This window comes from Enterobacteriaceae endosymbiont of Plateumaris braccata (assembly GCF_012563325.1).
Classification (GTDB): domain Bacteria; phylum Pseudomonadota; class Gammaproteobacteria; order Enterobacterales; family Enterobacteriaceae.
Genome location: NZ_CP046232.1, coordinates 486,120 through 512,214 on the forward strand (window position 1 = coordinate 486,120; position 26,095 = coordinate 512,214).

26 protein-coding genes are annotated in these 26,095 nt (G+C 19.5%); 15 read left to right on the plus strand and 11 right to left on the minus strand.

Annotated elements, in window-relative coordinates:
* The 5 genes from mutM to rpmH all read right to left on the minus strand — a co-directional run bounded on the left by mutM (nt 1) and on the right by rpmH (nt 4,459).
* The gene (gene mutM, locus GJT80_RS02330; RefSeq protein ID WP_168867769.1) at nt 1–813 is read right to left on the minus strand and encodes a bifunctional DNA-formamidopyrimidine glycosylase/DNA-(apurinic or apyrimidinic site) lyase; all 813 of its coding nucleotides are present in this window, start codon (nt 811–813) and stop codon (nt 1–3) included.
* 11 nt (nt 814–824) lie between these two features.
* Nucleotides 825–2,189 carry a tRNA uridine-5-carboxymethylaminomethyl(34) synthesis GTPase MnmE gene (gene mnmE, locus GJT80_RS02335; protein WP_168867770.1) on the minus strand — a complete coding sequence of 455 codons (1,365 nt, stop codon included), beginning with the start codon at nt 2,187–2,189 and terminating at the stop codon, nt 825–827.
* Nucleotides 2,190–2,211: 22 nt separating this feature from the next.
* A complete protein-coding gene (gene yidC / locus GJT80_RS02340; protein WP_168867771.1) occupies nt 2,212–3,807 on the minus strand; it encodes a membrane protein insertase YidC in 1,596 nt (531 codons plus the stop codon).
* Nucleotides 3,808–3,959: 152 nt separating this feature from the next.
* Nucleotides 3,960–4,298 (minus strand): ribonuclease P protein component, encoded by a 339-nt coding sequence (gene rnpA / locus GJT80_RS02345; protein WP_168867772.1) that lies wholly within the window; start codon nt 4,296–4,298, stop codon nt 3,960–3,962.
* Nucleotides 4,299–4,312: 14 nt separating this feature from the next.
* A complete protein-coding gene (rpmH, locus tag GJT80_RS02350; RefSeq protein WP_168867773.1) occupies nt 4,313–4,459 on the minus strand; it encodes a 50S ribosomal protein L34 in 147 nt (48 codons plus the stop codon).
* Between the two features lie 223 nt (nt 4,460–4,682).
* Between rpmH and dnaN the strand changes: the two genes are divergently transcribed.
* The gene (gene dnaN, locus GJT80_RS02355; RefSeq protein ID WP_168867774.1) at nt 4,683–5,801 is read left to right on the plus strand and encodes a DNA polymerase III subunit beta; all 1,119 of its coding nucleotides are present in this window, start codon (nt 4,683–4,685) and stop codon (nt 5,799–5,801) included.
* Between the two features lie 79 nt (nt 5,802–5,880).
* On the plus strand, nt 5,881–8,286 hold the full coding sequence (gene gyrB, locus GJT80_RS02360) for a DNA topoisomerase (ATP-hydrolyzing) subunit B (RefSeq protein WP_168867820.1): 2,406 nt from the start codon (nt 5,881–5,883) through the stop codon (nt 8,284–8,286).
* 127 nt (nt 8,287–8,413) lie between these two features.
* On the opposite strand, the gene rpoZ is transcribed toward gyrB, so the two are convergent.
* The 4 genes from rpoZ to GJT80_RS02380 form a co-directional block, all read right to left on the minus strand.
* The gene (gene rpoZ / locus GJT80_RS02365; RefSeq protein ID WP_168867775.1) at nt 8,414–8,674 is read right to left on the minus strand and encodes a DNA-directed RNA polymerase subunit omega; all 261 of its coding nucleotides are present in this window, start codon (nt 8,672–8,674) and stop codon (nt 8,414–8,416) included.
* A gap of 44 nt (nt 8,675–8,718) precedes the next feature.
* The gene (gene gmk / locus GJT80_RS02370; protein ID WP_168867776.1) at nt 8,719–9,345 is read right to left on the minus strand and encodes a guanylate kinase; all 627 of its coding nucleotides are present in this window, start codon (nt 9,343–9,345) and stop codon (nt 8,719–8,721) included.
* A gap of 84 nt (nt 9,346–9,429) precedes the next feature.
* On the minus strand, nt 9,430–9,915 hold the full coding sequence (locus tag GJT80_RS02375; protein ID WP_168867821.1) for a metallopeptidase TldD-related protein: 486 nt from the start codon (nt 9,913–9,915) through the stop codon (nt 9,430–9,432).
* An 89-nt stretch (nt 9,916–10,004) separates the two neighbouring features.
* Nucleotides 10,005–10,772 (minus strand): metalloprotease PmbA/TldD family protein, encoded by a 768-nt coding sequence (locus GJT80_RS02380; RefSeq protein ID WP_168867777.1) that lies wholly within the window; start codon nt 10,770–10,772, stop codon nt 10,005–10,007.
* A gap of 116 nt (nt 10,773–10,888) precedes the next feature.
* Here GJT80_RS02380 and ppa point away from each other — a divergent pair, with 116 nt between their 5' ends.
* The 6 genes from ppa to infA all read left to right on the plus strand — a co-directional run bounded on the left by ppa (nt 10,889) and on the right by infA (nt 18,652).
* Nucleotides 10,889–11,422 carry an inorganic diphosphatase gene (gene ppa, locus GJT80_RS02385; RefSeq protein WP_168867778.1) on the plus strand — a complete coding sequence of 178 codons (534 nt, stop codon included), beginning with the start codon at nt 10,889–10,891 and terminating at the stop codon, nt 11,420–11,422.
* 413 nt (nt 11,423–11,835) lie between these two features.
* Entirely contained in the window at nt 11,836–13,467 is a 1,632-nt protein-coding gene (pyrG, locus tag GJT80_RS02390; protein ID WP_168867779.1) for a CTP synthase, read from the plus strand.
* Nucleotides 13,468–13,491: 24 nt separating this feature from the next.
* Nucleotides 13,492–14,778: a phosphopyruvate hydratase gene (eno, locus tag GJT80_RS02395; RefSeq protein ID WP_168867780.1), complete on the plus strand. Its 1,287-nt coding sequence runs from the start codon at nt 13,492–13,494 to the stop codon at nt 14,776–14,778.
* Between the two features lie 86 nt (nt 14,779–14,864).
* On the plus strand, nt 14,865–16,580 hold the full coding sequence (locus GJT80_RS02400; RefSeq protein WP_168867781.1) for an ATP-binding cassette domain-containing protein: 1,716 nt from the start codon (nt 14,865–14,867) through the stop codon (nt 16,578–16,580).
* 52 nt (nt 16,581–16,632) lie between these two features.
* Nucleotides 16,633–18,402: an ATP-binding cassette domain-containing protein gene (locus GJT80_RS02405; RefSeq protein WP_168867782.1), complete on the plus strand. Its 1,770-nt coding sequence runs from the start codon at nt 16,633–16,635 to the stop codon at nt 18,400–18,402.
* Nucleotides 18,403–18,433: 31 nt separating this feature from the next.
* Nucleotides 18,434–18,652, plus strand: coding sequence for a translation initiation factor IF-1 (gene infA / locus GJT80_RS02410; protein ID WP_168867783.1), 219 nt, complete (start codon nt 18,434–18,436; stop codon nt 18,650–18,652).
* Between the two features lie 53 nt (nt 18,653–18,705).
* Here the strand turns inward: infA and trxB are convergent, their stop codons facing one another.
* Nucleotides 18,706–19,671, minus strand: a complete 966-nt coding sequence (gene trxB / locus GJT80_RS02415) for a thioredoxin-disulfide reductase (RefSeq protein ID WP_168867784.1) — start codon at nt 19,669–19,671, stop codon at nt 18,706–18,708.
* Nucleotides 19,672–19,879: 208 nt separating this feature from the next.
* Between trxB and serS the strand changes: the two genes are divergently transcribed.
* On the plus strand, nt 19,880–21,166 hold the full coding sequence (gene serS, locus GJT80_RS02420) for a serine--tRNA ligase (protein WP_168867785.1): 1,287 nt from the start codon (nt 19,880–19,882) through the stop codon (nt 21,164–21,166).
* 29 nt (nt 21,167–21,195) lie between these two features.
* Here the strand turns inward: serS and argR are convergent, their stop codons facing one another.
* Entirely contained in the window at nt 21,196–21,666 is a 471-nt protein-coding gene (gene argR, locus GJT80_RS02425) for a transcriptional regulator ArgR (RefSeq protein WP_168867786.1), read from the minus strand.
* Between the two features lie 317 nt (nt 21,667–21,983).
* Here argR and rplM point away from each other — a divergent pair, with 317 nt between their 5' ends.
* From rplM to cgtA, 6 genes are all read left to right on the plus strand, one after another.
* Nucleotides 21,984–22,409, plus strand: a complete 426-nt coding sequence (gene rplM, locus GJT80_RS02430) for a 50S ribosomal protein L13 (RefSeq protein WP_168867787.1) — start codon at nt 21,984–21,986, stop codon at nt 22,407–22,409.
* A gap of 13 nt (nt 22,410–22,422) precedes the next feature.
* Nucleotides 22,423–22,818 (plus strand): 30S ribosomal protein S9, encoded by a 396-nt coding sequence (gene rpsI / locus GJT80_RS02435; RefSeq protein WP_168867788.1) that lies wholly within the window; start codon nt 22,423–22,425, stop codon nt 22,816–22,818.
* Nucleotides 22,819–22,967: 149 nt separating this feature from the next.
* Entirely contained in the window at nt 22,968–24,224 is a 1,257-nt protein-coding gene (gene murA / locus GJT80_RS02440) for a UDP-N-acetylglucosamine 1-carboxyvinyltransferase (RefSeq protein ID WP_168867789.1), read from the plus strand.
* A 92-nt stretch (nt 24,225–24,316) separates the two neighbouring features.
* Nucleotides 24,317–24,628, plus strand: a complete 312-nt coding sequence (gene rplU, locus GJT80_RS02445) for a 50S ribosomal protein L21 (RefSeq protein WP_168867790.1) — start codon at nt 24,317–24,319, stop codon at nt 24,626–24,628.
* Between the two features lie 21 nt (nt 24,629–24,649).
* Nucleotides 24,650–24,907: a 50S ribosomal protein L27 gene (gene rpmA / locus GJT80_RS02450; protein ID WP_168867791.1), complete on the plus strand. Its 258-nt coding sequence runs from the start codon at nt 24,650–24,652 to the stop codon at nt 24,905–24,907.
* 118 nt (nt 24,908–25,025) lie between these two features.
* Nucleotides 25,026–26,039 carry an Obg family GTPase CgtA gene (gene cgtA / locus GJT80_RS02455; RefSeq protein ID WP_168867792.1) on the plus strand — a complete coding sequence of 338 codons (1,014 nt, stop codon included), beginning with the start codon at nt 25,026–25,028 and terminating at the stop codon, nt 26,037–26,039.
* Nucleotides 26,040–26,095 lie beyond the last annotated feature (56 nt).

Consider the following 26,095-nt stretch of genomic DNA (forward strand, 5'->3'; position numbering starts at 1 on the left):
TTATATTTGACATACAGAACAAAAAAAAGTGCTTCTATTTCTATGAATCATTTTAAAAATTTTTGTTTGACATATTTTACATAATTTGTTATTTCTTTTGTATACAAATAAAAATTTGCTAAAATTTCCTTTTTTACCATAAGGATCAATATAATTACATATTGAAGTACCACCGTTTTTTATAGATTTATATAAAATATATTTAATTTTTTTAACTAAAATATTTATTTCTGTAAAAGTTAAAGTATTAGCTTTCCTGTAAGGTAATATTTTTGATATAAATAATGATTCATTAGAATATATATTTCCAATGCCTACAACTATTTCATTCATCATTAATAAAACTTTTATAGGTATTTTTTTTTTCTGAGTAATTTTATATAAATATAAATTATTAAATGATTTTGTAAGAGGTTCAGGGCCTAATTTTTTTATAAAAACATTATTTTTATAATTTTTATTATACCATATCCAAAAACCAAATTTTCTAATATCTGAATAACGTAATATAATATGATTATCAATAATCAAATCTATATGATCATTTTTATTTATTTTTTTATTATCTTTAATAATTAATAAATTTCCTGTCATTCCTAAATGAATAATAATTGAATTATTTTGTAATATCAATATTATATATCGTCCTCGACGCTTTACATTTATAATTTTTTGATTATTAATAAAAATGATTTCTTTTGGTATTAAATATTTTAATTTTTTATTTCGTACAATAGAATAAGTAATATTATATCCTTTTAAAAAAGGATAAATAAGATTTTTAATAACTTCTATTTCTGGTAATTCAGGCATTTTAAATAAGTTTATTTACCAATACAAAATTTAGAAAAAATATTTTCTAATAAATTTTTAGATGTAAATTTTCCTGTTATATTATCAAGTTCTATTTGAGCTAATTTTAAATTTTCTGATAACAATTCAATTGGAGAATCAATAGATGAAAATATTAACTGTCCTTTTTTAATATATTTAAATACTGATTTTAATATATCAATATGTCTAGTTCTTGAAGTAAACATATCTTCAGTATTATGGATACTAGTAATATTTTTTTTAATATAATTTATTAATAAAGATATACCTTTTTTAGTTTTAACTGATAACTTTATAGTAATAAATTCATTATTTGTTATAATTTCAGAATTATTATGTGTTAAATCTATTTTATTCCTAATAATAATTATTGGTATTTTTTTTTTAAAATTGCTTAAATATTTACTTATAATTTTTGATAAATTATTATTAGATATATTATCATTTACTATTAGAAAAATATAATTCGTTCTATTAATTTCATTTATAGTTTTTTTGATTCCAATATTTTCAATTTTATTTTTAGTATTTCTAATACCAGCTGTATCAATAATTTGTATTGGAACAGAATTAATATAAATTTTTTCATATAAGATATCTCTAGTAGTACCTGGAATATCAGTAATAATAGATACATCTCTGTCAGAAAGTAAATTCATTAAACTAGATTTACCGGAATTAGGTGGACCTATAAAAATAATTTTTATTCCTTCTCTAATATTTATTCCATTATCAACATGATTTATTATTTTTGATAAATCATTTAATATTTTTTTTAACTTAATTGAAACATCTATTTTAAATAATTTTATATCATTTTCTTCAAATTCAATAAAAGATTCAATATCAGTTCTAAGATTAATAATATTTTTTGTAAAAATATTTAATAAAAATGAAAATTTTCCATTTAATAAATTCATAGCAGAAAAAACGGCTGTTTTAGAATTAGCTAAAATTAAATCACTAATTGCTTCTGCCTGAGTCAAATCTATTTTTTTATTTAAAAAAGCTCTTTCTGTAAATTCTCCAGGTTTTGCTATTCTAATATCTGGGAAAGTCATAATATATCTAATTAATAAATCTAATATTATAGGTCCACCATGACATTGTAATTCAAATATGTCTTCTCCTGTAAAAGAATTAGGTTTTGGAAACCATAATGCTATTCCTTTATCTATAATTTTATTTTTATAGTAAAAGGGTAAATAATATGCATATCTAGGTTTCATATATGATCTATGTAGTATTTTTTTTATTACATTAATAGAACAATTTCCTGATATCCGTATAATTCCTATGCTACCCTTACCTAAAGGAGTTGCTCTAGCAACTATTGTATGTATATGTTTTTGCATTATATCATAAATTAAAATGTAATTATTTATATTTAGAATAAATAAGTTTTTGTTGTATTATTGTTAATATATTACTTATTATATAATATAAAACTAGACCAGAAGGAAACCATAAAAAAAACAAACTAAAAAAAATTGGTATTATATTCATAATTTTTTTTTGTATAGGGTCATCATATGTATTTTTTGATGTTTTTTGAATAAAATACATAGTAATACTCATTATTACAGGTAATACATAATAAGGATCTTGTGATGATAAATCTTTAATCCAAAAAATAAACGGAGCATGACGTAATTCTACAGAATTTATTAACATATAATATAATGCTAAAAATATTGGCATTTGTATTACAAAAGGTAAACATCCTCCTAAAGGATTTAATTTTTCTTTTTTGTATAATTTTATGATTTCTTGACTTAATAGATGTTTATCATTTGAATATTTTGCTTTAATTTTTTTTATTTTTGGTTGTAAAATACGCATTTTAGCAATAGTAATATATTGTGTTCTAGACAAAGGATACATTACAATTCTTACTATTAAAGTAATAGCAATTATAGCTATACCCCAATTACCTATTAATTTATACAATAAATTAAGTAGTTTAAATAATGGTTTAGATAAAAACCATAACATACCATAATCAACAGTAAAATCTAAAAAAGGAGCAACTTTTGCCATTTGTGCTTGAATTTCAGGACCAATCCAAAGAGTCGATAATAAAATTTTTTTATGTTTAGGCAAAATAATAGTTGTAGATGATTTAAAATTTATGCCTATAGTATTATTATCAATTTTTTTTGTATATACTATATTATTTTTATTTTGAGGTAAAATTAAAGCAGTGGCAAAATATTGTTGTAACATAGCAATCCATCCCTGATTAGAGTTAAAATTAATATTTTTATTTTCTAAAACATCATTAAATGTATGTTTTTTATACTTATATTTTTCAGTTGAATAAGCTATTCCTCTAAAGGCTTTAACAGATATATTATTTTTTTTATTTAAATATTTTTGTGGTATATTAACAGTTTGTTTAATTTGACCAAATATTCCTATTTCTATAGTTTTATTGCTTTTATTAAAAAATTGTTGTTCTATATTTATAGAATAATTTTTTCTTTTAAAAATAAAAGTTTTGACATATAAAATATTATTTTTAAAATAAAATAAAGGAACTTTTAATACATTTTTATTTTTTTCTAATTGAAAAAATTTTTGATTCGACCAAAAAAAAGGATTTTCAAAACTATTTTCAAAATTATTTTTATTTTTTTGAAAAACACCGCTACTTACTTGATAAGTATAACCTAAATTTTTACTTAAAAAAGTAAATAATTTTTTAGAATGTAATTGTTCTGAATAATTTATTAATTGTACTGTATCAATATTACCTCCATTAGGATCAATAGATAATAGAAATGTATCAGTTTTAACTATAATTTTTCTATTGTTATATAAATTAATTTGTTTAAAATTAGTTTTTGTAGTGTTTTGATGTTTTATATATTTATTATAACTTATATAATTATTTATTTTTTGCCAATTATACCAAATAAAAAAACTAATTAAAATAAAAGTAATAATAATTATATTTCGTTGCGAATCCATTATTTATTTTTCTCTATTATTTTTTCAATATAGTAATTATTAAATTTCTATATAAATTTATCTTCATAATAATTTATTTTTTATTAAAAATTTTACATATTTACAACTATAAATTTATTTTTTAATATTAATAATATTAACTAAATCACATATTAATATATATTCCATAATTTTTTTAAATATTTTTTAAAATTAATATAATTAATACTAATTAATTTTTTATTTGTTAATATAACAATAAAATCTCTAATAGGTAATTTATATTGATTTAAACGAAAATATTCACGAATGATTCTTTTTATTTTATTTCTAATATGTGATTTATTAATAATTTTTTTAGGTATTATTATACCTAATCTTGAATATTGAAATATATTTTTTTTGCTTAAAATAGTGTAATATTCATTACTTTTTTTATATGGTTTGTTAAAAATAAAATTAAAATTACATGATAATAAACGTTTTTTTTTAGAAAAATCTAAATTATTCATTTAAATTTTGCAATTTATTTTTTATCAGATATGCTTAAACGCATTCGACCTTTAGCACGACGTCTATTTAAAATTTGTCTTCCATTTTTTGTTGACATTCTAACTCTGAATCCATGAATTCGTTTTTTTTTTATTATAGACGGTTGAAAAGTACGTTTCATTGTATATTACCTAATTACAGTTATATTGTTTATTATTACATAAATAAAAATATATTTATACAATTTTAATAAAATTAATTATTTTAATTAATAATGAATATTATTGATTAATATAATTAAATTAATGTATAATAGTTTCACGTTATTTAAGAATAAATCATTTTAATAGTTTTAAACTATATAATAATATTTAAAATTTTAAATATTATTTATTTATATAAATATGAAATATGTTATTATTAACAGAGAACAATTAATTATTCCATTAAAAAAAATAGTAAGTATTATTCATAATAGACCAATAATACCTATTATAAATAATATTTTAATAGAAGTTAAATATAATAATATTTGCTTTAAAAGTACTAATTTAGAGATAGAAATAATCACTTTTTTAAAAAATTTACAAAATAAATATGATTTTTCTATTACTATAGCCGGTAAAAAATTTTATGATATATGTAAAAGTTTCCCTATAAATTCTAATATAAATATATCAATTAATGATAATAATCAAGTAATAATTTCATCAGAAAAATGTAAATTTATTATGTCTACTTTACCTTCTATAAATTTCCCAGTAATTGCATACTGGGAAAGTCAATTAGAATTTTTTTTAACAAATAAAATATTAAAAGTATTAATAGATGCCACTTATTTTTCAATAGCAAATCAAGATATAAGACAATATTTAAATGGAGCTTTATTTCAAATTAAAAATAATATATTAAATATGGTTTCTACTGACGGTCATAGATTATCAATTTGTAGTATTGTAATAAATGAAGCAATAATAAATTATTCAGTTATAATTCCTAAAAAAAGTATAATAGAATTATTACGTTTATTAAATAATAATAATGATATAGTAAAAATTAAAATAAATAATAATAATATTAGTTTTAATTTAAAAAATTTAAAATTTACATCTAAACTTATTGAAAATTCTTTTCCAGAATATACAAAAATTATACCTCAAAATTTTTATAAAATTATTAAAATAAATAGAATACTTTTTAAAAATTCCTTAATTCGTATTTCTATTTTAGTTAATAAAAAAACAAAAGGTGTAACATTATTATTCAATAAAAAATATTTAAAAATATTAGGAAGTAATATTGATAATGAACAAGCAGAAGATTTATTAAGTATAGAAGAAGAATTTAATGATATAAAATCTAATATAGAAATATCTTTAAATATTGAATATTTAATAGATGTATTAAATACGTTAAAAAACAAATATATAAAAATTTCATTAATAGATTCTATCTCTAGTATAAAAATAGAAGATATTATTGAAAATAATAAAGTTTATTTGATCATGCCAATGAGAATTTAAAACTTGCTTAATGATTTTTATTATTAATTCTATAATTAATATAATAAAATTATTCAAAACATAATGAGAGTTAAATTTGATAAATAATTATTATGATTCATCTAGTATAAAAATATTAAAAGGACTTGATGCAGTAAAAAAAAGACCTGGAATGTATATTGGAGATATAGATGATGGTACTGGATTACATCATATGGTATTTGAAGTAGTAGATAATGCTATTGATGAATCTCTATCTGGTTATTGTAAACATATTAATGTTATCATACATAATGATAATTCTATTTCTATTAAAGATGATGGTAGAGGTATTCCTACTGGAATACATAAAGAAACGAATACATCAGCAGCAGAAGTAATTATGACAGTATTACATTCTGGAGGGAAGTTTGATAATATATCATATAAGATATCTGGTGGTTTACATGGAGTTGGAATTTCTGTAGTAAATGCATTATCTGAAAAATTAGAATTAATTATTAAAAGAAATGGTAAACTATATAAACAATTATATTGTAATGGAATACCTCAAACCAAAATACATGTTATAGGAACAAGCACAGAAACTGGAACTCATATTCGTTTTTGGCCTAGTCATAAAATTTTTACTAAAATTAAACATTTTGATTATATAATTTTATCTAATAGATTAAGAGAATTATCATTTTTAAATTCAGGAATTTCTATTACTATTAAAGATGAAAATAATAATAAACAAGATAATTTTTGTTATAAAGGTGGAATTAAAGCTTTTATTAAATATTTAAATAATAAAAAAGCTATTCATAAAAAAATTTTTTATTTTAATGTAAAAAAAAATAATATTAATATTGAAGTTGCTATGTTATGGAATAGTTCTTTTAAAGAACGTATATATTGTTTTACAAATAATATTCCTCAATTTGAGGGTGGATCTCATTTAGTAGGATTAAAAACATCTATAACAAGAACTTTAAAATCATATATAGATAAAGAAAGATATATTAAAAAAAATCAAATTAATACAATAGGTGAAGATACAAGAGAAGGATTAATAGCTATTATATCTATTAAAATTTCAGAACCTAAATTTTCTTCTCAAACAAAAGATAAACTTGTTTCTTCTGAAGTAAAATCTGCTGTAGAATCTTGTATAAATGAACAATTAATGTTTTTTTTATTAGAAAATCCATCAGATGCAAAAAATATAGTAGAAAAAATTCTTTATGCAGCAAAAGTTAGAGATGCTGCTAGAAAAACAAGAGAAATAACTCGTAAACAAAATTTTACAGAAATATCTAGGCTACCAGGAAAATTATCAGATTGTCAAGAAAATAATCCAAAATTATCTGAAATTTATTTGGTTGAAGGAGATTCTGCGGGAGGATCGGCTAAACAAGGCAGAAATAGGAAAAATCAAGCTATTTTACCTTTAAAAGGAAAAATTTTAAATGTAGAAAAAGCTAAATTTAGTAAAATTATATCTTCTCAAGAAATTATTACTTTAATTACAGCTTTAGGATGTAATATTAATTCTGAAAATTACAATTTAGAAAAACTACGTTATCACAATATAATTATTATGACAGATGCCGACGTCGATGGTGCACATATTAGAACTTTACTTCTAACTTTTTTTTATCGCCAGATGCCAGAAATCATTAAAAAAGGTTATATTTATATAGCACAACCACCTTTATATAAAATTAAAATAGGTAATAAAGAATCTTATATTAAAAATAATGAAGATATGGAAATTTTTAAATTAAATATAGCTTTAAAAAAAGCAGTGTTTTATTTTAAAAAAATACAAGAAAAATTATCTGGAAATAAATTATTTAGTTTAGTACAAGAATACAATAATTTTAAAAAATTAACAAAATACTTAAAATATCGTTTTACATTTAAAATATTACATTCGTTACTATATAATTCTCCTTTACAAAATTTAGATTCTTATGAATATGTTAATTTATGGTTAAATAATTTTATTTTTTATTTGAATAGTAAATTTACTAATATTACATATTCTGGTTATATAATAAAAAATTCAGAATTAAATATTTTTGAACCAATAATTTATGAAAATAAATATGGAAATAAAAGTGAATATTTTTTAAATAAAAATTTTATTAATAGTAATGAATATCAAAAAATTTGTTTTTTAGGTAAAAAATTATATTTATTAAAAATAAATAAAATTTATTTGATAAAAAGTAACGAAAAATATAAATATATAACTTCTTTTGAAGAAGGATTGAAATGGTTATTTCAAGAATCTAAAAAAAGTTTTACTATACAAAGATATAAAGGATTAGGAGAAATGAATCCAAATCAATTATGGGAAACAACAATGAATCCTTTAACCAGAAATATGTTAAAAGTTACCATACAAGATGCAATTAATGCAGATAAATTATTTTCTACATTAATGGGAGATGAAGTAGAACCAAGAAGATTATTTATTAAAAATAATGCTTTAAAAGCAATAAATATTGATATATAAAATATAATTATATAATTTAAAATTATTTATTTATATACTAATACCATATAGTAGTTTTTATATAAAAATTTTGTAATTATTATTTATTTAGATAATATTTTTTATCTTAATAAAGAAATATCTTTCGTTAATAATAATTCATAGATTTAATTTTAATAGAATTAGATTCTTGATCTTCAAAGTTTTCATGATCATTTAAAATTTTTTTGTTTATTAATCCTTGTTCAATTTCTCTTAATGCTAAAACTGTTGTTTTATCATTTTTTTTAGATAATAAAGGACTTTTACCTCTTATTTGTATTTGTCTTGCTCTTTTTGCAGCTATAAGAATTAAATCAAAACGATTCCCAATTTTTTTTATTGCATCTTCTACAGTTAATCTGGCCATATTAAACCTATATATGAAATCTATAATAAAAAAATAAATTTAAACTACTCATTTAATAATTTATTAATAAAATTATTATATATATTAAATTGTGTTTTTATTTTTAAATGTTCTGCATAAATAATATTTTGTAAATCAAATTTTGCATCATTAATATTATTATTAATAATTAGATAATCATATTCATAAAAATGATATATTTCTTTTTTTGATTGTAATATACGTTTATTAATTATGTCTATATGATCTTTACCTCTAAGATTTAATCTTTTGTATAATTCTTCTATTGATGGAGGTAATATAAATATACTACAAACTTGAGGAATTTTTTTCCTAACTTGTTTTGCACCTTGCCAATCAATATTTAAAAAAATATCTGTATTATTTTGTAGCATATTATTAATATTTTTTTTAGAAGTGCCGTAATAATTTCCAAAAACTTTTGCATATTCTAAAAATTCGTTATTTTTTATCATTGTTTGAAATTTTTTTTTTGATATAAAAAAATAATCTTCATTATCTACTTCACCTGTACGTTTGATTCTAGTTGTATAAGAAATTGATAATTTTATATTAAATTTAAATTTATTATTTTTTAATAATAATTTTAAAAGTAAAGATTTTCCAGTTCCACTAGGAGCAGAAATAATAAATAAATGTCCTGTAGTCATAATTTTATAAAATAAATATCAGTATATAATAATTATAATTATCCATAAAATATTATATTATAAATAATATTAATTATATAATATTTAAATTCCTGAAATTATCATTTCAGATATAAGAATTGATCCGCATTGAATAGAATTTCTTTTTTCAATATCATTACTAATATCTAAAATAGATAACCATATTTTTTTTAAATTTGAAGATATTATTATTTCATTAACTGGAAATTTAATTTTTCCATTCTCAACCCAAAAACCAGATGCACCACGAGAATAATCTCCTGTAATATTATTAATTCCATCAGACATTAATTCTGTTATAATTAAACTATTATTCATTTTTTTTATTAAAGTATTATAATCTATATTATTTTTATTATTAATATACCAATTATATATTCCTCCTGAATGTCCATTATTTTCCATATTTAATTGTTTTGAAGTATAATTATTTAATAACCATGTTTGTAATATTCCATTTTTTACTATTGTTATTTTTTTTATATGCACTCCTTCATTATCAAATGGTTTAGATCCTAAACCTTGTAAAACATGAGGATTTTCTATAATACTTAACTATTCTGGAAAAATCATTTTATTTAATGAATTAAATAAAAATGTTAATTTTTGATAAACATAGTATCCATTAATTAACTCTGCTAAATGTTTAAATAAAGAAAAGATATTTCATTATAAAAAATTATTGGAGATTTTTGAGTTTTTATTTTACGTGCCCCTAATTTGTTTAATGATTTTTGTGCACTATCTTCACCTAATATTTTAGAAGAATATAAATTAGAAGGAGATCTGGATATAGAATATGAACAACTATATTCCATTTTGTTATTTTCTTGAGCTATAACAGAAAGATATAATGAATAATATGTTGAAATATAACTTTGTAATACTCCTAGACTATTTGCAAATATATGAATCATTGCAAAACTATTAAAATCTCCTCCATTACTATTTATAATACGTTTATCTGTATTTAATGCAATTTCTTCACTTTCTTTAAGAAGAAGAATATATTTCATTTTATTTATATTAGGTATATGAAAAAGATCTAAATTAATATTATTAAAAATAAATAATTTATATTTAAGTAATCCTAAATATTTATCATAAACTGTATAATTACTTAAATTAATTGCATTATATATGGTATTTTTTATATTATTTATAGATAAATTATTTGTTTCAGAATATCCTTTTTTATGATTTTTATAAATATTAATAGAAAATAATTCATTATTATAAAATTCTGATATCTCTGTTATTCCATAACGAATATGGATATTAAATCCAATTATTTTTTTAATTGTTATTTCAAAATTTTTAGTTTCTTTTTTAGCTAATACTACAGAATTTAATATTTTAGATTCCAATTTAGAACGTTGTTCTATAATTTGTGAAAAAATTTTCATTTTTTTTATTTTTTATTTTATTTTATATCAATTAATTGTATATTACTCTTTGACATAATTAATATATATTTGATATCATTTTATATATTTATTATATAGAATTTAAATAATATATTATGAATTTAAATAAAGTATCAGCTGGAAATCAAATACCAAATGATATTAATGTAATTATTGAAATATCTTCTAATTCAGCACCAATAAAATATGAAGTAAATAAACAGTTAGGAGTATTATTTGTTGATCGTTTTATTTCTACAACAATGTTTTATCCTTGTAATTATGGTTATATAAATAATACATTATCTTTGGATGGTGATCCTTTAGATGTATTAGTATATACTCAATATCCTATCTTGCCAGGTTCTGTTATTCGATGTCGTCCTATTGGACTATTAAATATGACAGATGAATCTGGAAAAGATATTAAAATAATAGCTGTTCCACATAAGAAGATTTCTCAAGATTATAATAATATTAATAATATTGATGATTTATCTGTTTTATTAAAAAATAAAATAGTTCATTTTTTTAAACATTATAAAGATTTAGAGCATGGTAAATGGGTTAAAATTAATAAATGGGAAAATGTAGATATTGCTAAGAAAGAGATTTTATTATCTATTAGTAGAATGAATAAAGAATATTAATTCTATTAAAAATATTCTTTGATATATAATGGAACGTATTATTAATTTTTTTTAAGAAAATTTAATAATTAAATATACAAGATATTTAATATATTATTTTTGTTTTTTTAGTAAAATTTTTTATGATTCTATAAAAATGAAAATAGTTTATTTAAACATTTTAAATATATTTTTATATAAAAAATTAAATGATTTTATAAATATTAAATGTAATAATATTGATAAGTATTTAATATATTTATTTTTATAAAAAAAAACAAATAAGATTTTATCTAAAACAATATTATAAAAAAAATATTAATTATAATTAATTCTTATAAATATATATTAATAAATATTTTATTATTTATTTAATGGTAAAACATTATAAATATATCAATTAATTTATAATTATTAAATTTTTTGGAATAAAAATGAATGTAAATTATATTTTTATTACTGGAGGTGTAACTTCTTCTTTAGGTAAAGGAATAACTACAGCTTCATTAGCCTCAATTCTTGAAAATAGAGGTTTAAAAGTAACTATAATAAAATTAGATCCATATATTAATATAAATGCAGGAACTATGAGCCCTAATCAACATGGAGAAATATTTGTTACTGGTGATGGTGCAGAAACTAATTTAAATCTTGGACATTATGAAAGATTTATAAATACAAAAATGTCTCGTTATAATAATTTTACTATTGGTCATATATATTCTGAAATACTAAAAAAAGAAAAACAAAAAAAATATTTTGGAGTTAAAATTCAGGTTATTCCTCATATTACTGATAGTATAAAAAAACACATAACTAATTTAGGAAATAAAGGATATGATATAATATTAGTAGAGATAGGTGGTGCAGTTGGAGATATAGAATCTTTACCTTTCCTTGAAGCTATGCGCCAAATATCAATAGATGTAGGAAAAGATAAAACAATTTATATTCATTTAACTTTATTATCATATATAAAAACTATTAAAAAAATAAAAATTAGACCTATAAAATATTCTATAAAAGAATTATTATCAATAACTGTTCAACCAGATGTATTAATCTGTCGATCTAATTATACAATGTCTAGTTTTGAAAAAATTAAAATTGCTTCATTTTTAAATTTATCAAAAAAAGTTATTATTTCTTTAAAAGATGTTAATTCTATATATAAAATACCTTTTTTATTAAAAAAACAGGGTTTAGATAATTATATATGTAATAAATTTAAATTTAATTTACCAGATACTAAACTTATTAAATGGAAAAAAATTCTTAATAGGGAATTTAATCCTAAAGGTTATGTTACTATTGGTATAATAGGAAATTATACTAAATTACCTAATGCATATAAATCAGTAATAGAAGCCTTAAAACATGGAGGATTAAAAAATCAAGTTCATGTTTATATCAAACTAATTAGTTCTAAATTAGTAAATGATCAAGGAACAGATCTTTTAAATAAATTTGATGGAATTTTAATTCCTGGTGGTTTCGGTTCTAAAGGTATCAAAGGAAAATTAAAAACGGTAGAATATGCAAGAAAAAATAATATTCCTTATTTTGGAATATGTTTAGGAATGCATATAGCTTTAATTGAGTTTTCACGAAATGTGGTTGGAATAGTTGATGCAGACTCAACTGAATTTAATTTAAATTGTAAAAATCCTATCATAAAATTAATTGATAAAAATAATAATCAAAATAATATAAATATTAATTTTAATGTTAAGAAAAGCTTACAAGGAAAAATGAGATTAGGAAATCAAATATGCAAACTAAATAAATTAAGTTTATCATATCAACTTTATAAAACTAATTATATTATTGAAAGACATCGTCATAGATATGAAGTAAATAATTTTTTTATTAATAAACTGATTCAGCATGGTTTATTAATAGCAGGAAAATCAAAAAATCAATCGTTTATTGAAATTATTGAAATTTCTAATCATCCATGGTTTATTAGTTGCCAATTTCATCCAGAATTTATTTCTAATCCTCATGAGGGACATCCATTATTTATAGGTTTTATTGAGGCTTCTATGAAAAAAAAATTAACTTAAATTAAATTTAAATAGGATAAAATAATGTTTAAAATAAAAAAAATTATTGGTAGAGAAATAATAGACTCTAGAGGAAATCCAACAGTTGAAGCAGAAGTACAATTAAATAATGGATCTATTGGTAGAGCTTCTGTACCATCTGGAGCTTCAACTGGTTCCAAAGAAGCTATAGAGTTACGTGATAATGACAAAAATCGTTTTTTAGGAAAAGGAGTACTCAAAGCTATTAATTCAATTAACAAAAATATAAATCAAATTTTGATAAATCAAGATTCATTAGATCAGTCTAATATTGATAATCTTATGATTAGTTTAGATGGTACTGAAAAAAAATATATTCTTGGAGCAAATGCTATTTTAGCTGTATCATTAGCAAATGCTAGAGCTGCTGCTCTATTTAAAAATATTCCATTATATCAACATATTGCTGATATTAATGGAACATCTAATGAGTTTACAATGCCATTACCAATGATCAATATTATTAATGGAGGAAAACATGCAGATAATAATCTTGATATTCAAGAATTTATGATACAACCTATTTGTGCAAAAAATATAAAAGAAGCAGTTAAAATTGGATCAGAAATTTTTCATCATTTATATAAAGTATTAAAATCTTATAAATTAATTACTTCTGTAGGAGATGAAGGAGGTTTTGCACCTAATCTAAATAAAAATAGTGATGCATTTGAGATTATTTCAGAGGCTATAAAAAATGCTGGATTTACTTTAGGTAAAGATATTACTTTTGCTATTGATTGTGCAGCTTCTGAACTATTTTATAAAAATAAATATCATTTAAAAGGTGAAGGATTAAGTTTAAATTATAAAGAATTAACTTATTTTTTTTGTAATTTAATAAAAAAATATCCTATAGTTTCTATAGAAGATGGATTAGATGAATCTGATTGGGAAGGATTTGCTTACCAAACAAAAATATTAGGAAATCATATTCAATTAGTTGGTGATGATTTATTTGTTACTAATACAAAACTTTTAAAAAAAGGTATAAATCTTGGAATAGCTAATGCTATTTTAATAAAACTTAATCAAATTGGTTCTTTAACTGAAACATTATCTACTATTAAAATGGCAAAAAAAAATGGATATAAAGTGATTATATCTCATCGTTCTGGAGAAACTGAAGATACTTTTATTGCAGATTTATCTGTAGGTATAAATGCTGGACAAATTAAAACAGGATCAATGAGTCGTTCAGAACGAACAGCTAAATACAATCAATTAATAAGAATAGAAGAACAATTAAACGGTTTAGCTCCTTTAAATATACATAATTTTATTAAATAAAAAATTTAAAATTTAAATTTTATAAATTATATTATATTTATAATACAAATATAGTATACAAAATATAATAATAAATAATTGTTGCTATGAAAAAATTTCAAGAAAAAAAATTAATAAAATGGTTAAATAAACAGAGTTCTTTTGCAAGTAAATTATTAAAATTATCTTTTTTATTAAATATTTTAAATATAAGTATAATAATTTTTCAAAATTGGATTTTAGCTATTCAAGTACAATATTTATTTTTTGAAGTTAAAATAAATAAATTATTTTATTATTATATAATGTTAGTTTTGTGTTTTATATGTAAAGCATTATTAAATCTTATTATAAATAGAGTTAATTATAATTATAGTCAATTAATAAAAATTGCTATTAGAAATAAAATTCTAGATAAATTTGAACAAATTTATCTCATTAATATAAAAAAAAAAACTTTAGGTAGTATATTATCATTAATAATAGACCAAACAGAAAATATACAAGATTTTTATAATAAATATATTCCTCAATTATTAGTATCTATTATATCTCCTATAATAATATTAATTACAATATTAACTATTAGTTGGCTTGCAAGTTTATTATTAATAATAATTAGTATATTTACTATATGTTTTATCATTTTAATTGGTAGTCAAACTGCTCAAAAAAATAAAAAAAATTTTAAAATATTATCTATTTTAAATGGTTTATTTTTAGATAGATTATTAGGTATAGAAACAATACGTTTATTTGATATGAGTAAAATAGAAATTAATAAAATAGCAATTTTTATTGAGAAATTTAGAAAAAAAAGTATGGAAATATTAAAAATTGCTTTTTTAACATCTGCAGTTTTAGAATTTTTTTCTTCTATTGCATTAGCTTCTATTGCTATTTATTTTAGTTTTTCATATTTAAATATATTCAAATTAGGTTTTTATGGAAAAAGTATTACTATATTTAATAGCTTTTTTATATTAATTTTAACTTCTGAATATTTTCAATATTTTATTAATTTAGGTTTGCTTTATCATATAAAATCTAAATCTATAGGTGCAGCAGATTTAATCTTACAATTTTTAAAAAATAATCCTACAAAATCTTTTACGAAAACAAATAATTTACCTTTTAATGAAAACAATATTTTTATTCAAGCTAGAAAATTAATAGTAAAAAGTATAGAAGGAAATATATTAATAGGTCCTATTTCATTTAAAATTTCTCAAGGTGAACATATAGGAATAATAGGTTCTAGTGGTTGTGGAAAAACTACATTATTTAATGTTTTTTTAGGATTTTTACCATACAATGGATCATTAAAAATTAATAATATTGAATTAAAAAATATAAATTTAAATGATTGGTATAAAAAAATATCTTGGGTAGGACAAAATGCTAGCCTTCCTGGAAAAACAATAAGAAAAAATTTATTTTTTGACAAAAATATTGATATAAATAAAATACAAAATATTATTAAAATTACAAAAATTAAGAATTTTTTAAAAAATTTTCCTGATGGACTAGATACAATTATTGGAGAACAAAATATAAGATTATCAGTAGGACAAATACAAAGAATAATCATAGCAAGAGCTTTAATCAAAAATCATAATTTATTATTATTAGATGAGCCTACTGCAAATATTGATATGAATAGTGAAAGAGATATTATAAATTCTTTATATAATTATCAATATATGAAAACAATTTTAATAATAACACATAAATTATATCAAGTTAAATTTTGTAATCAAGTTTGGGAAATGGATAATGGAAAAATTGTAAAAAAAATAATAAATAATAAAATTATTAAATAAATTGATAAAAATAATATAGAGTTTTAAACATAAAAATTAGGAGTTAAAACAAATGTTTTATTTATTATATTTTTTACAAAATTATAAAAAATATGTAAAAATTCTTTGTTTTGGTATATTAATAACAATAATTACTAATTTAATGAGCATTTCTTTATCAGTGATATCTGGTTGGTTATTAACTTCTACTTTTTTATTTAAATTAATAAGTAATAGTATTAATTATAATTATATAGTTCCTTCTGCTTTAATTAGAATTATCTCACTAATAAAAACCGTAACTAAATATTTTGAAAAAATTATTAAACATGATAGTACTTTACAAGTATTAAAAAATTTAAGAATTATGATATTTTGTAAAATTTTTCCTTTATATCCTTCTAATTTACAATATTTAAATAATAGTGACATATTAAATACGTTAATTTCAGATATTGAAACTTTAGATCATTTATATATACAAATTTTATCACCTATTATTAGTTTATTTGTAACTATTATAATCATATTAATTAATTTAAGTTTTTTTAGTTTAACACTGTCTATTATACTTTGTTCAATTTTATTTTTTTCATTATTATTACATTCAATATATTTTTATAATTTAAGTAAATCTATTGGTAAAAATAATATTTATTATAGAAATAAATATTATTTGTATATAAGTAATTATCTATATTATCAAATAGAATATAGAATATTTGAAGGTATTAATATAATTAGAAAAAAAATTTATTTTTTAGAAACACAATGGAAAAATATACAATATAAAAAAAATAATTATAATGCACAATCACAATCAATAATAATTATTATTAATGGAATTAACATAATAACTTTATTAATATATAGTAATTTATATTTATCTCATAATCTAAATTCTAAATTTTATATTATATCTTTTTTACTTTGTTTAATTACACTATCTCATTTATTATTACCTATAGGTAATATTTTCCATAATATTAGTGAAGTATTATTATCAGCTAAACAAATTTTTATGATTATATATCAAAAACCAATTATAAATTTTGCTAAACAAAAAAAAAATTTTACAGAAAGAAAACATAATATTATTATTAATATTGATAATATTTCTTTTAGTTATCCTCAACAACCTTTACTAATATTAAAAAATTTATCTTTGTTTATAAAAGCTAATGAAAAAATAGCTATTACAGGACATAATGGTTGTGGAAAATCAACATTATTAATGTTATTAACTAGAGCTTGGGATCCTATTAAAGGTATTATATACTTAAATAATATTAATTTAAAATTATGGGATCTATCTATTTTAAGAAAAAATATCAGTGTAATAAATCAACGTATATATCTTTTTAGTGATACATTAAAAAATAACTTATTATTAAATAATCAAAATAATTATAATATCAATTATGAATATTTAATAAAAATTATACATCTTGTAGGATTAAATAAATTAATTGATAATAATAAAGGTTTAGAATTATGGATGGGAGAAGGAGGTAGAAGTTTATCAGGTGGAGAGTTAAAAAGATTAGCTATTGCAAGAGCAATATTACATAATGGAAACTTAATATTATTAGATGAACCAACAGAAGGTTTAGATAATATTACATCTTATAATATTTTAAAATTAATATTTTCTATATTTAAAAAAAAAACAATAGTCATTATTACTCATAATATTAATATTATGAAAAAAATGGATTTTATATATTTTATGGATAATGGTTGTTTTATTGAAAAAGGACATTACAATGATTTAGTTAATAAAAAAGGAAAATATTGGAAATATATAAATAATAATACAATGAATGATAAAAAAAATATTTAAATATTAAATAAATAATTAAGGAAATAAATTAATGTCTAAATTAGATAATATAGAAATGCAAGGAATAGTTTTAAATACATTACCTAACACTGTTTTTCATGTAAAGCTAGAAAATGGACATACAGTAATTGCTCATATTTCAGGTAAAATGAGAAAAAATTATATTAGAATTCTTACAGGAGATAAAGTTACTGTAGAATTAACACCTTATGATTTAAGTAAAGGAAGAATTATTTTTCGCAGTCGCTAAAATAACATATATTTAAAATTTAAATTAAATTTAATAAATAGTGTATAAAACATTTAAAAATTTTTCCTTAAATAATTTTGAGCATCTAAAGCAGCCATACAACCAGTAGCAGCTGATGTGATGGCTTGTCTATATACATTATCCATTACATCACCAGCAGCAAAAATACCTTTAATATTAGTTTGTGTAGAATTAAAATTATTTTTTGATATATTATTAGTAATAATATATCCATCATTATCTAATTTTAACGAATTTTTAAATAAATTAGTATTTGGTATAGTTCCTATAGAAATAAAAATACCATATAAATTTATTATTTTATAATTTTCTGTATTTTTTAAAGAAAAAATTTTTATTCCTGTTACTCCTGATTTATTACCTAATATTTCTTTTACTATATAAGGATAATGTAATTTAATATTATTATTTTTTACTTTTTCAAGTAATTTATTAATTAATATTTTTTCAGCACTAAAAAAAGATTTTCTATGTATTACATGAACTTCTGAAGCTATGTTAGATAAATATAAAGCTTCTTCTATAGCAGTATTACCACCACCTACTACAGCAATTTTTTTATTATAATAAAAAGATCCATCACAAATAGCACAAGAGGAAATTCCTTTACCTATAAATTTTTTTTCAGAATTTAATCCTAAAAATTTTGGTGTTGCTCCTGTAGCAATAATTAAACTATCACATGTATAATTAAAAAAATTTCCTGTTAAGCAAAAAGGTTTTTTTTTGAAATTTACTTTTATTATATAATCATTTATTATATTTGTTTTAAAAGACAATGCATGATTATATAAATTATTCATTAATTTTTTGCTAGATATACTAGGAAAACTTCCAGGCCAATTTTCTATATTTGTAGTTTTCATTAATTGACCACCTATATCTATCCCAGTTATTAATATTGGTTTAAGATTTGCTCTAGCAGAATATATAGCTGCAGTATAACCTGCAGGACCAGATCCTAAAATTAAAAGTTTTGTATGTTGTGTATTTTTCATAAATTTTTTATAATTTTTATAAAAATTATTAAAAGTTATTAGGATCTATAAAATAAATATATTCATTATTAATTAATTATATTAATTATATAACTTTTATCATAATATATAAATATATAATTTAATAATTAATATTAAATAATTATTTATTAATCTTTTATTAATCATTATAATAAAATATAAATATATGTAAGGTATTAAAAAATATATGTTAGATCCTAATTTGTTTCGTTTTAATATAAAATATGTATCTCAAATGCTTAAAAAAAGAAATTTTATATTAGATATTGATTTAATAAGTAAATTAGAACAAAAAAGAAAAAATTTACAAATAAAAATAGAACAATTGCAAATAAAAAAAAAAAATAAATCTAAAGATTTAATAAAAAAAAATACTGCAAATTTTGATTATTGTAAAAATCAAATCAATAAAATTAATAATGAATTATTTTTATTAAAAAAAAAAATAACAAATATAAAAAATGATATAAAAAATATTTATGAAATAATTCCAAATATTCCATTAGATGATGTTCCTTATGGGAAAAATAATCAAGATAATAAAGAGATAAAAAAATGGGGTGATATTCCATCTTATAATTTTCCAATAAAAAATCATTTAGAATTAGGATCATTAAACAATGGAATAGATCTTGAATCCGGTGTTATTTTAAGTGGATCAAAATTTGTAGTAATGAGAGGGTTAATAGCCTATTTACATAGGATTTTAATTCAATTTATGTTAGATTTACATGTTTTTTATCATAATTATGAAGAAATTTATGTACCTTATATAGTTAAAAATAAAACTTTATATGGTACGGGTCAATTACCTAAATTTAGTGATGATATTTTTCATATTAAATCAATCAATCATCATGATAAGAATCAATATTCTTTAATTCCCACAGCAGAAGTACCGTTAACTAATATAGTTTATAATAAAATTATAAAAGAAAATACATTACCAATAAAATTGGTAGCACATAGCCCATGTTTTCGATCTGAAGTTGGATCTTATGGACAATATAATAAAGGTTTAATTCGTACACATCAATTTGATAAAGTAGAATTAGTACAATTAGTACGTCCTGAAGATTCTTTAAAAACATTAGAAATTATTACTCAACATGCAGAAAAAGTGTTAAAACTTTTAAAATTACCTTATAGAAAAATGCTTTTATGTACAGGAGATATGGGTTTTGCTTCTAGCAAAACATATGATTTAGAAGTATGGTTTCCATCAAAAGAAAAATATTATGAAGTTTCATCTTGTTCTAATATGTCTGATTTTCAATCTAGGCGAATAAAAGCTAGATATAGAAAAATGAATGAAAATAAAAATATTTTTATTCATACATTAAATGGATCTGGATTAGCTGTTGGAAGAACTTTAGCAGCTATAATGGAAAATTATCAATTAGAAAATGGTAATATTAAAATACCTAATATTTTAAAACCATATATGAAAAAATTTTCTTATAAAAGTAAATAAAAAAACATATTTTATATATATGAAAAATTTTATTTAAATAAAATTTTAATATTATTATATAAATTAATAGTTTTAAATAAACGAGTTGGAATAATAAAAATGGTATCATCTCCAGCAATAGTACCAAGAATTCCTTCTGATTTACCTAAAGAATCTAATAAACGAGCTATTAGTTGAGCCGCACCAGGACTAGTATGAATAATAATTAAAACATCATTATAATCAATATCTAAAACTAAATTTCTTAGTGAACTAGTAGTATTTGGTACACTTAAATCTAAAGGAAAACAATAAACCATTTCCATTTTAATATTTCTAGTTCTTATTGCACCAAATTTAGTTAACATTCTGGAGACTTTAGATTGATTAATCTTATTAAATCCTTCTTCTTGTAAAGCACGTACAATTTCAATTTGTGTGCTAAATTTTTCTTTTTTAATTAAATTTTTAAATATTTTTACTAACATTTCTTCTTTTTTTTTTATAGAATTGTTATACATAAAATCACCAATAAAATAACAAACAATATTATTTCTATATATAATGAAAATTATTAGTAATGTAAATCAAATAAATTTTTAACATACATACTTAGATAAAATATTTATATTTTAATTATTAATTGTAATATTAAATCATTTAAAATGTCAATAATTATTTAATTATTGTGTATATAAAAAATAAAATTTTAGCTATAAAGATAAATTGATTTTATTAATTAACTATATTATTATCTATATAAATTAAATATTTTTTTATAAAAATTTTTTATATTATTTATATAAAATATATGTTTTATACTTTAGGTAACTTTAATATGTATTATATTGAAAATAACGTAAATAATTATCATAAATGGTATCTTATTGATGCTAAAAAAAAAATTTTAGGTAGATTAGCTAGTGCAATAGCTTATTATTTAATGGGAAAACATAAAATAACTTATAGTCCTCATATAGATTGTGGTGATTACATCACTGTAATTAATGCAGAAAAAATTCAAGTGACAGGTAATAAAAGAAAAAATAAAATATATTACAAACATAGTGGTTATGCTGGAGGAATAAAAAAAATATCATTAAATGAATTAATTAATAATTATCCTAATAGGGTAATAAAAAATGCAGTAAAAGGAATGTTGCCTAAGAATAAAATAGGTTATTTAATATTAAATAGATTAAAGATTTATTCTGGAAAAAAACATAAACATGTAGCTCAAAAACATTATATTTTAAATATTTGATAGGATTATTATAATGATTGTAGATAATAAAAATTATGCAACAGGAAGAAGAAAAAGTTCTTCTGCTAGAATATTTCTTAAAAAAGGAAATGGATTAATTAATATAAATAATAAATCTTTAGAAAAATATTTTTCTAGAAATACATCTAGAATGATAGTATTACAACCTTTAGAATTATTAAAAATTAATAATACATTAGATTTATATATTACAGTAAAAGGTGGAGGAATTTCAGGACAAGCAGGAGCTATACGTCATGGAATTACTAGAGCTTTAATTAAATATAATAATATTTATAAAGAAAAATTAAGAAAAGCTGGATTTATTACTCGTGATGATCGTAAAGTAGAACGAAAAAAAGTAGGTTTTAAAAAATCTAGAAAAAGTCCTCAATTTTCTAAACGATAAGATATAAATTAATATAAAAATATTTATTTTTATTATAAATAATTGAAAAACTAATAATCTTAAATTATTAATTATTTAATTCTAAATAAATTTGGTTTTTTTATATTTGTTTTTAAATTTAAAAATTTTTATTATAGAGAATAATTATAATGGATAAGTTTATTATTAAAGGACCTGTAAAACTTAAAGGGAAAGTAACTATTTCTGGTTCTAAAAATGCAGCATTACCAATATTATTTGCATCACTTTTAATTAAAGATATAGTAGAAATAAAAAACGTTCCTAACTTAAAAGATATTGATATAGCAATAAAAATTTTAATTAAATTAGGAGTAAAAATTGAAAGAAAAAAATCATTAATAATAAATGCTATCAATATATTACAATGTAATCCACCTTCCCATTTAATTAAATCTATTAGAGCATCTATTTGGATTTTAAGTCCATTATTAAAAAGAACTGGAAAAGTTAATGTATCATTTCCAGGTGGATGTTCTATTGGCGATAGACCTATTGATTTACATATAAATAGTTTAAAAATATTAGGAGCAAATATTAATGTAAAAAAAAATTATATTAAAGGATATATTAAAACAAATTTTAAAGGTAACATTATATGTATGAAAAATATTAGTGTAGGTGCAACTATTACTACAATAATAGCAGCTACATTAGCTTCTAATGTTACAATTATAGAGAATGCTGCCAAAGAACCAGAAATACAAGATTTAGCTAATTTTTTAAATACGATGGGAGCAAATATACAAGGTGCTGGAACAAATAAAATTGTTATTGAAGGTGTAAAAAAACTAAAAGGAGGAGTTTATACAATTATATCAGATAGAATAGAAACAGGAACATTTTTAGTGGCTGCAGCAATATGTAAAAGTAAAATATTATGTAAAAATACTAATCCAAATAATTTAAATATAGTTTTAAATAAATTAAAAAAAACAGGTGCTGAAATTGAAATAGGAAAAAATTGGTGTAGCATTAATATGCATGGTAAAAGACCAAAATCTGTTAATATAATAACTGGTCCTTATCCTAATTTTCCTACTGATATGCAATCTCAATTTGCATTATTAAATTTAATTTCAACAGGTATTAGTACTATTAAAGAAAATATTTTTAAAAATCGTTTTATGTATGTACCAGAATTAATACGTATGGGCGCGAATATAATATTAAAAAAAAATATATTAAAATGTAAAGGAATTAAATCACTTTCTGGTTCTGAAGTTATAGCAACTGATTTAAGAGCTTCAGTAAGTTTAGTATTAGCTGGATGTATTGCTTCTGGAATTACTATTATTAATAATATTTCTCATATAGATCGTGGATATGAAAATATTGAAAATAAACTTTCTAGTTTAGGAGCAAATATTAAAAGAATAAAATATTAAAATATTTATAATAATATATAATTTTAATAACTTTAAAATTTAATATAAAATGTTAATTTTATTTTAAATTTTTAATAAATAAGGATTTATATATGTATGCTATTTTTATTAATGGTGGGAAACAATATAAAGTTGTAGAAGGACAAACTATAAAACTAGAAAAATTTAAAGGTAATATAGGAGAAATAATAGAATTTAATAAAATATTGTTAATATATAATAAAAATATTTTGAAAATAGGACAACCATTAATTGAAGGAACATCAATAACAGCTAAATTAATTGCTCATAAACGAAGTAAAAAAATTAAAATAGTTAAATTTCATAGAAGAAAACATTTTCATAAAGTGCAAGGACATCGTCAATTTTTTACTACTATTAAAATAATTAAAATTAAAATCTAATATATAAAAAAGGTAATATATATGGCTCATAAAAAAGCTGGAGGATCTACAAGAAATGGGAGAGATTCACATTCTAAAAGATTAGGTATAAAACATTTTGGTGGAGAAAAAATACAAGCAGGATCTATTATTGTGCGTCAAAGAGGAACAAAATTTCATGCAGGTACAAATGTAGGATGTGGTAGAGATCATACTTTGTATGCTATAAAAAATGGAATAGTAAAATTTAATAAGAAAGGAATAAAACATAAAAAATATATTCATATAATTACTATATAAAACTTTTTAATAATATTTAAACTATTTATTTATAAAATAAATTTATATATAAAATTTTCACAAAAATTTTAATATATTAAATTTATATTTTTAAAATATTATTTTATTTGGAGTAATAGTGAAATTTTTTGATGAAGCAATAATATTTGTACAAGCAGGTAAAGGAGGAGATGGATGTATTAGTTTTCTTCGAGAAAAATACATACCTAAAGGTGGACCTAATGGTGGAAATGGTGGAAATGGTGGTAATGTTTATTTTTTAACAGATCATAATCTTAATACACTAAGTAAATTTCATTTTAAAAAAAAATATTTAGCTGAAAATGGATTTTCTGGAAAAAAAAATCAATGTACTGGTAAAAAAGGTAAAGATTTAATCTTAACTATTCCAGTAGGAACTAGAATTATTGATTTTAAAAAAAAAATAATATTAGCAGATTTAAATAAAAATAATCAAAAATTTTTAATTGTTCACGGTGGTAAATATGGTTTAGGAAATATAAATTTTAAAACTTCTATCAATAGATCTCCGTATCAAAATACAAAAGGAAATTTAGGTGAGATAAAAATTTTAAAATTAGAATTAATTTTAATAGCTGATATAGGAATGTTGGGTCTTCCTAATGCAGGAAAATCTACATTTGTTAAAACAGTATCTAAAGCAAAAACTAAAATTGGTAATTATCCATTTACTACAATTGAGCCTATATTAGGAGTTGTTAAAAATAACATTGGTAATTCATTTTTAATAGCAGACATTCCAGGAATTATTAAAAATGCTGCATTGGGTAAAGGTTTAGGTTTAAATTTTCTAAAACATTTAGAAAGATGTCACTTATTACTACATTTAGTTGATATTTCTAATATAAATAAAATTATTAATAATATTAATATAATTAATAATGAACTAAAGAAATTTAATCAAAAACTTTTTTTTAAAGAACAATGGTTAATTTTTAATAAAATAGATTTATTAAAAAATAGAGAAAAAATTGATATATATATCAAAAAAATATTAATAAAATTTAAATATATAAAAAAATATTATTTAATATCATCTAAAAAAAAAATTGGAATAAAAAAATTATGTTATAATATTTTTGAATATATAAAAAAAAATTATAATAAATAAATTTAATTTTATTAATATTTTTATATATTAAATATAATTTGTCTGGATCATAAAAG

What these genes read in the sequence shown, in the direction of transcription:
- gmk (WP_168867776.1), bottom strand. Translation starts at nt 9,345, where the DNA reads ATGACTACAGGACATTTATTTATTATTTCTGCTCCTAGTGGAACTGGA.
- trxB (WP_168867784.1), bottom strand. Translation starts at nt 19,671, where the DNA reads ATGAAAAATACACAACATACAAAACTTTTAATTTTAGGATCTGGTCCT.
- ppa (WP_168867778.1), top strand. Translation starts at nt 10,889, where the DNA reads ATGAATTTAAATAAAGTATCAGCTGGAAATCAAATACCAAATGATATT.
- rnpA (WP_168867772.1), bottom strand. Translation starts at nt 4,298, where the DNA reads ATGAATAATTTAGATTTTTCTAAAAAAAAACGTTTATTATCATGTAAT.
- eno (WP_168867780.1), top strand. Translation starts at nt 13,492, where the DNA reads ATGTTTAAAATAAAAAAAATTATTGGTAGAGAAATAATAGACTCTAGA.
- rpmH (WP_168867773.1), bottom strand. Translation starts at nt 4,459, where the DNA reads ATGAAACGTACTTTTCAACCGTCTATAATAAAAAAAAAACGAATTCAT.
- rplM (WP_168867787.1), top strand. Translation starts at nt 21,984, where the DNA reads ATGTATTATATTGAAAATAACGTAAATAATTATCATAAATGGTATCTT.
- mnmE (WP_168867770.1), bottom strand. Translation starts at nt 2,189, where the DNA reads ATGCAAAAACATATACATACAATAGTTGCTAGAGCAACTCCTTTAGGT.
- dnaN (WP_168867774.1), top strand. Translation starts at nt 4,683, where the DNA reads ATGAAATATGTTATTATTAACAGAGAACAATTAATTATTCCATTAAAA.
- GJT80_RS02405 (WP_168867782.1), top strand. Translation starts at nt 16,633, where the DNA reads ATGTTTTATTTATTATATTTTTTACAAAATTATAAAAAATATGTAAAA.
- GJT80_RS02400 (WP_168867781.1), top strand. Translation starts at nt 14,865, where the DNA reads ATGAAAAAATTTCAAGAAAAAAAATTAATAAAATGGTTAAATAAACAG.
- yidC (WP_168867771.1), bottom strand. Translation starts at nt 3,807, where the DNA reads ATGGATTCGCAACGAAATATAATTATTATTACTTTTATTTTAATTAGT.
- pyrG (WP_168867779.1), top strand. Translation starts at nt 11,836, where the DNA reads ATGAATGTAAATTATATTTTTATTACTGGAGGTGTAACTTCTTCTTTA.
- rpmA (WP_168867791.1), top strand. Translation starts at nt 24,650, where the DNA reads ATGGCTCATAAAAAAGCTGGAGGATCTACAAGAAATGGGAGAGATTCA.
- rpsI (WP_168867788.1), top strand. Translation starts at nt 22,423, where the DNA reads ATGATTGTAGATAATAAAAATTATGCAACAGGAAGAAGAAAAAGTTCT.
- mutM (WP_168867769.1), bottom strand. Translation starts at nt 813, where the DNA reads ATGCCTGAATTACCAGAAATAGAAGTTATTAAAAATCTTATTTATCCT.
- murA (WP_168867789.1), top strand. Translation starts at nt 22,968, where the DNA reads ATGGATAAGTTTATTATTAAAGGACCTGTAAAACTTAAAGGGAAAGTA.
- serS (WP_168867785.1), top strand. Translation starts at nt 19,880, where the DNA reads ATGTTAGATCCTAATTTGTTTCGTTTTAATATAAAATATGTATCTCAA.
- rplU (WP_168867790.1), top strand. Translation starts at nt 24,317, where the DNA reads ATGTATGCTATTTTTATTAATGGTGGGAAACAATATAAAGTTGTAGAA.
- rpoZ (WP_168867775.1), bottom strand. Translation starts at nt 8,674, where the DNA reads ATGGCCAGATTAACTGTAGAAGATGCAATAAAAAAAATTGGGAATCGT.
- infA (WP_168867783.1), top strand. Translation starts at nt 18,434, where the DNA reads ATGTCTAAATTAGATAATATAGAAATGCAAGGAATAGTTTTAAATACA.
- argR (WP_168867786.1), bottom strand. Translation starts at nt 21,666, where the DNA reads ATGTATAACAATTCTATAAAAAAAAAAGAAGAAATGTTAGTAAAAATA.
- GJT80_RS02380 (WP_168867777.1), bottom strand. Translation starts at nt 10,772, where the DNA reads ATGAAAATTTTTTCACAAATTATAGAACAACGTTCTAAATTGGAATCT.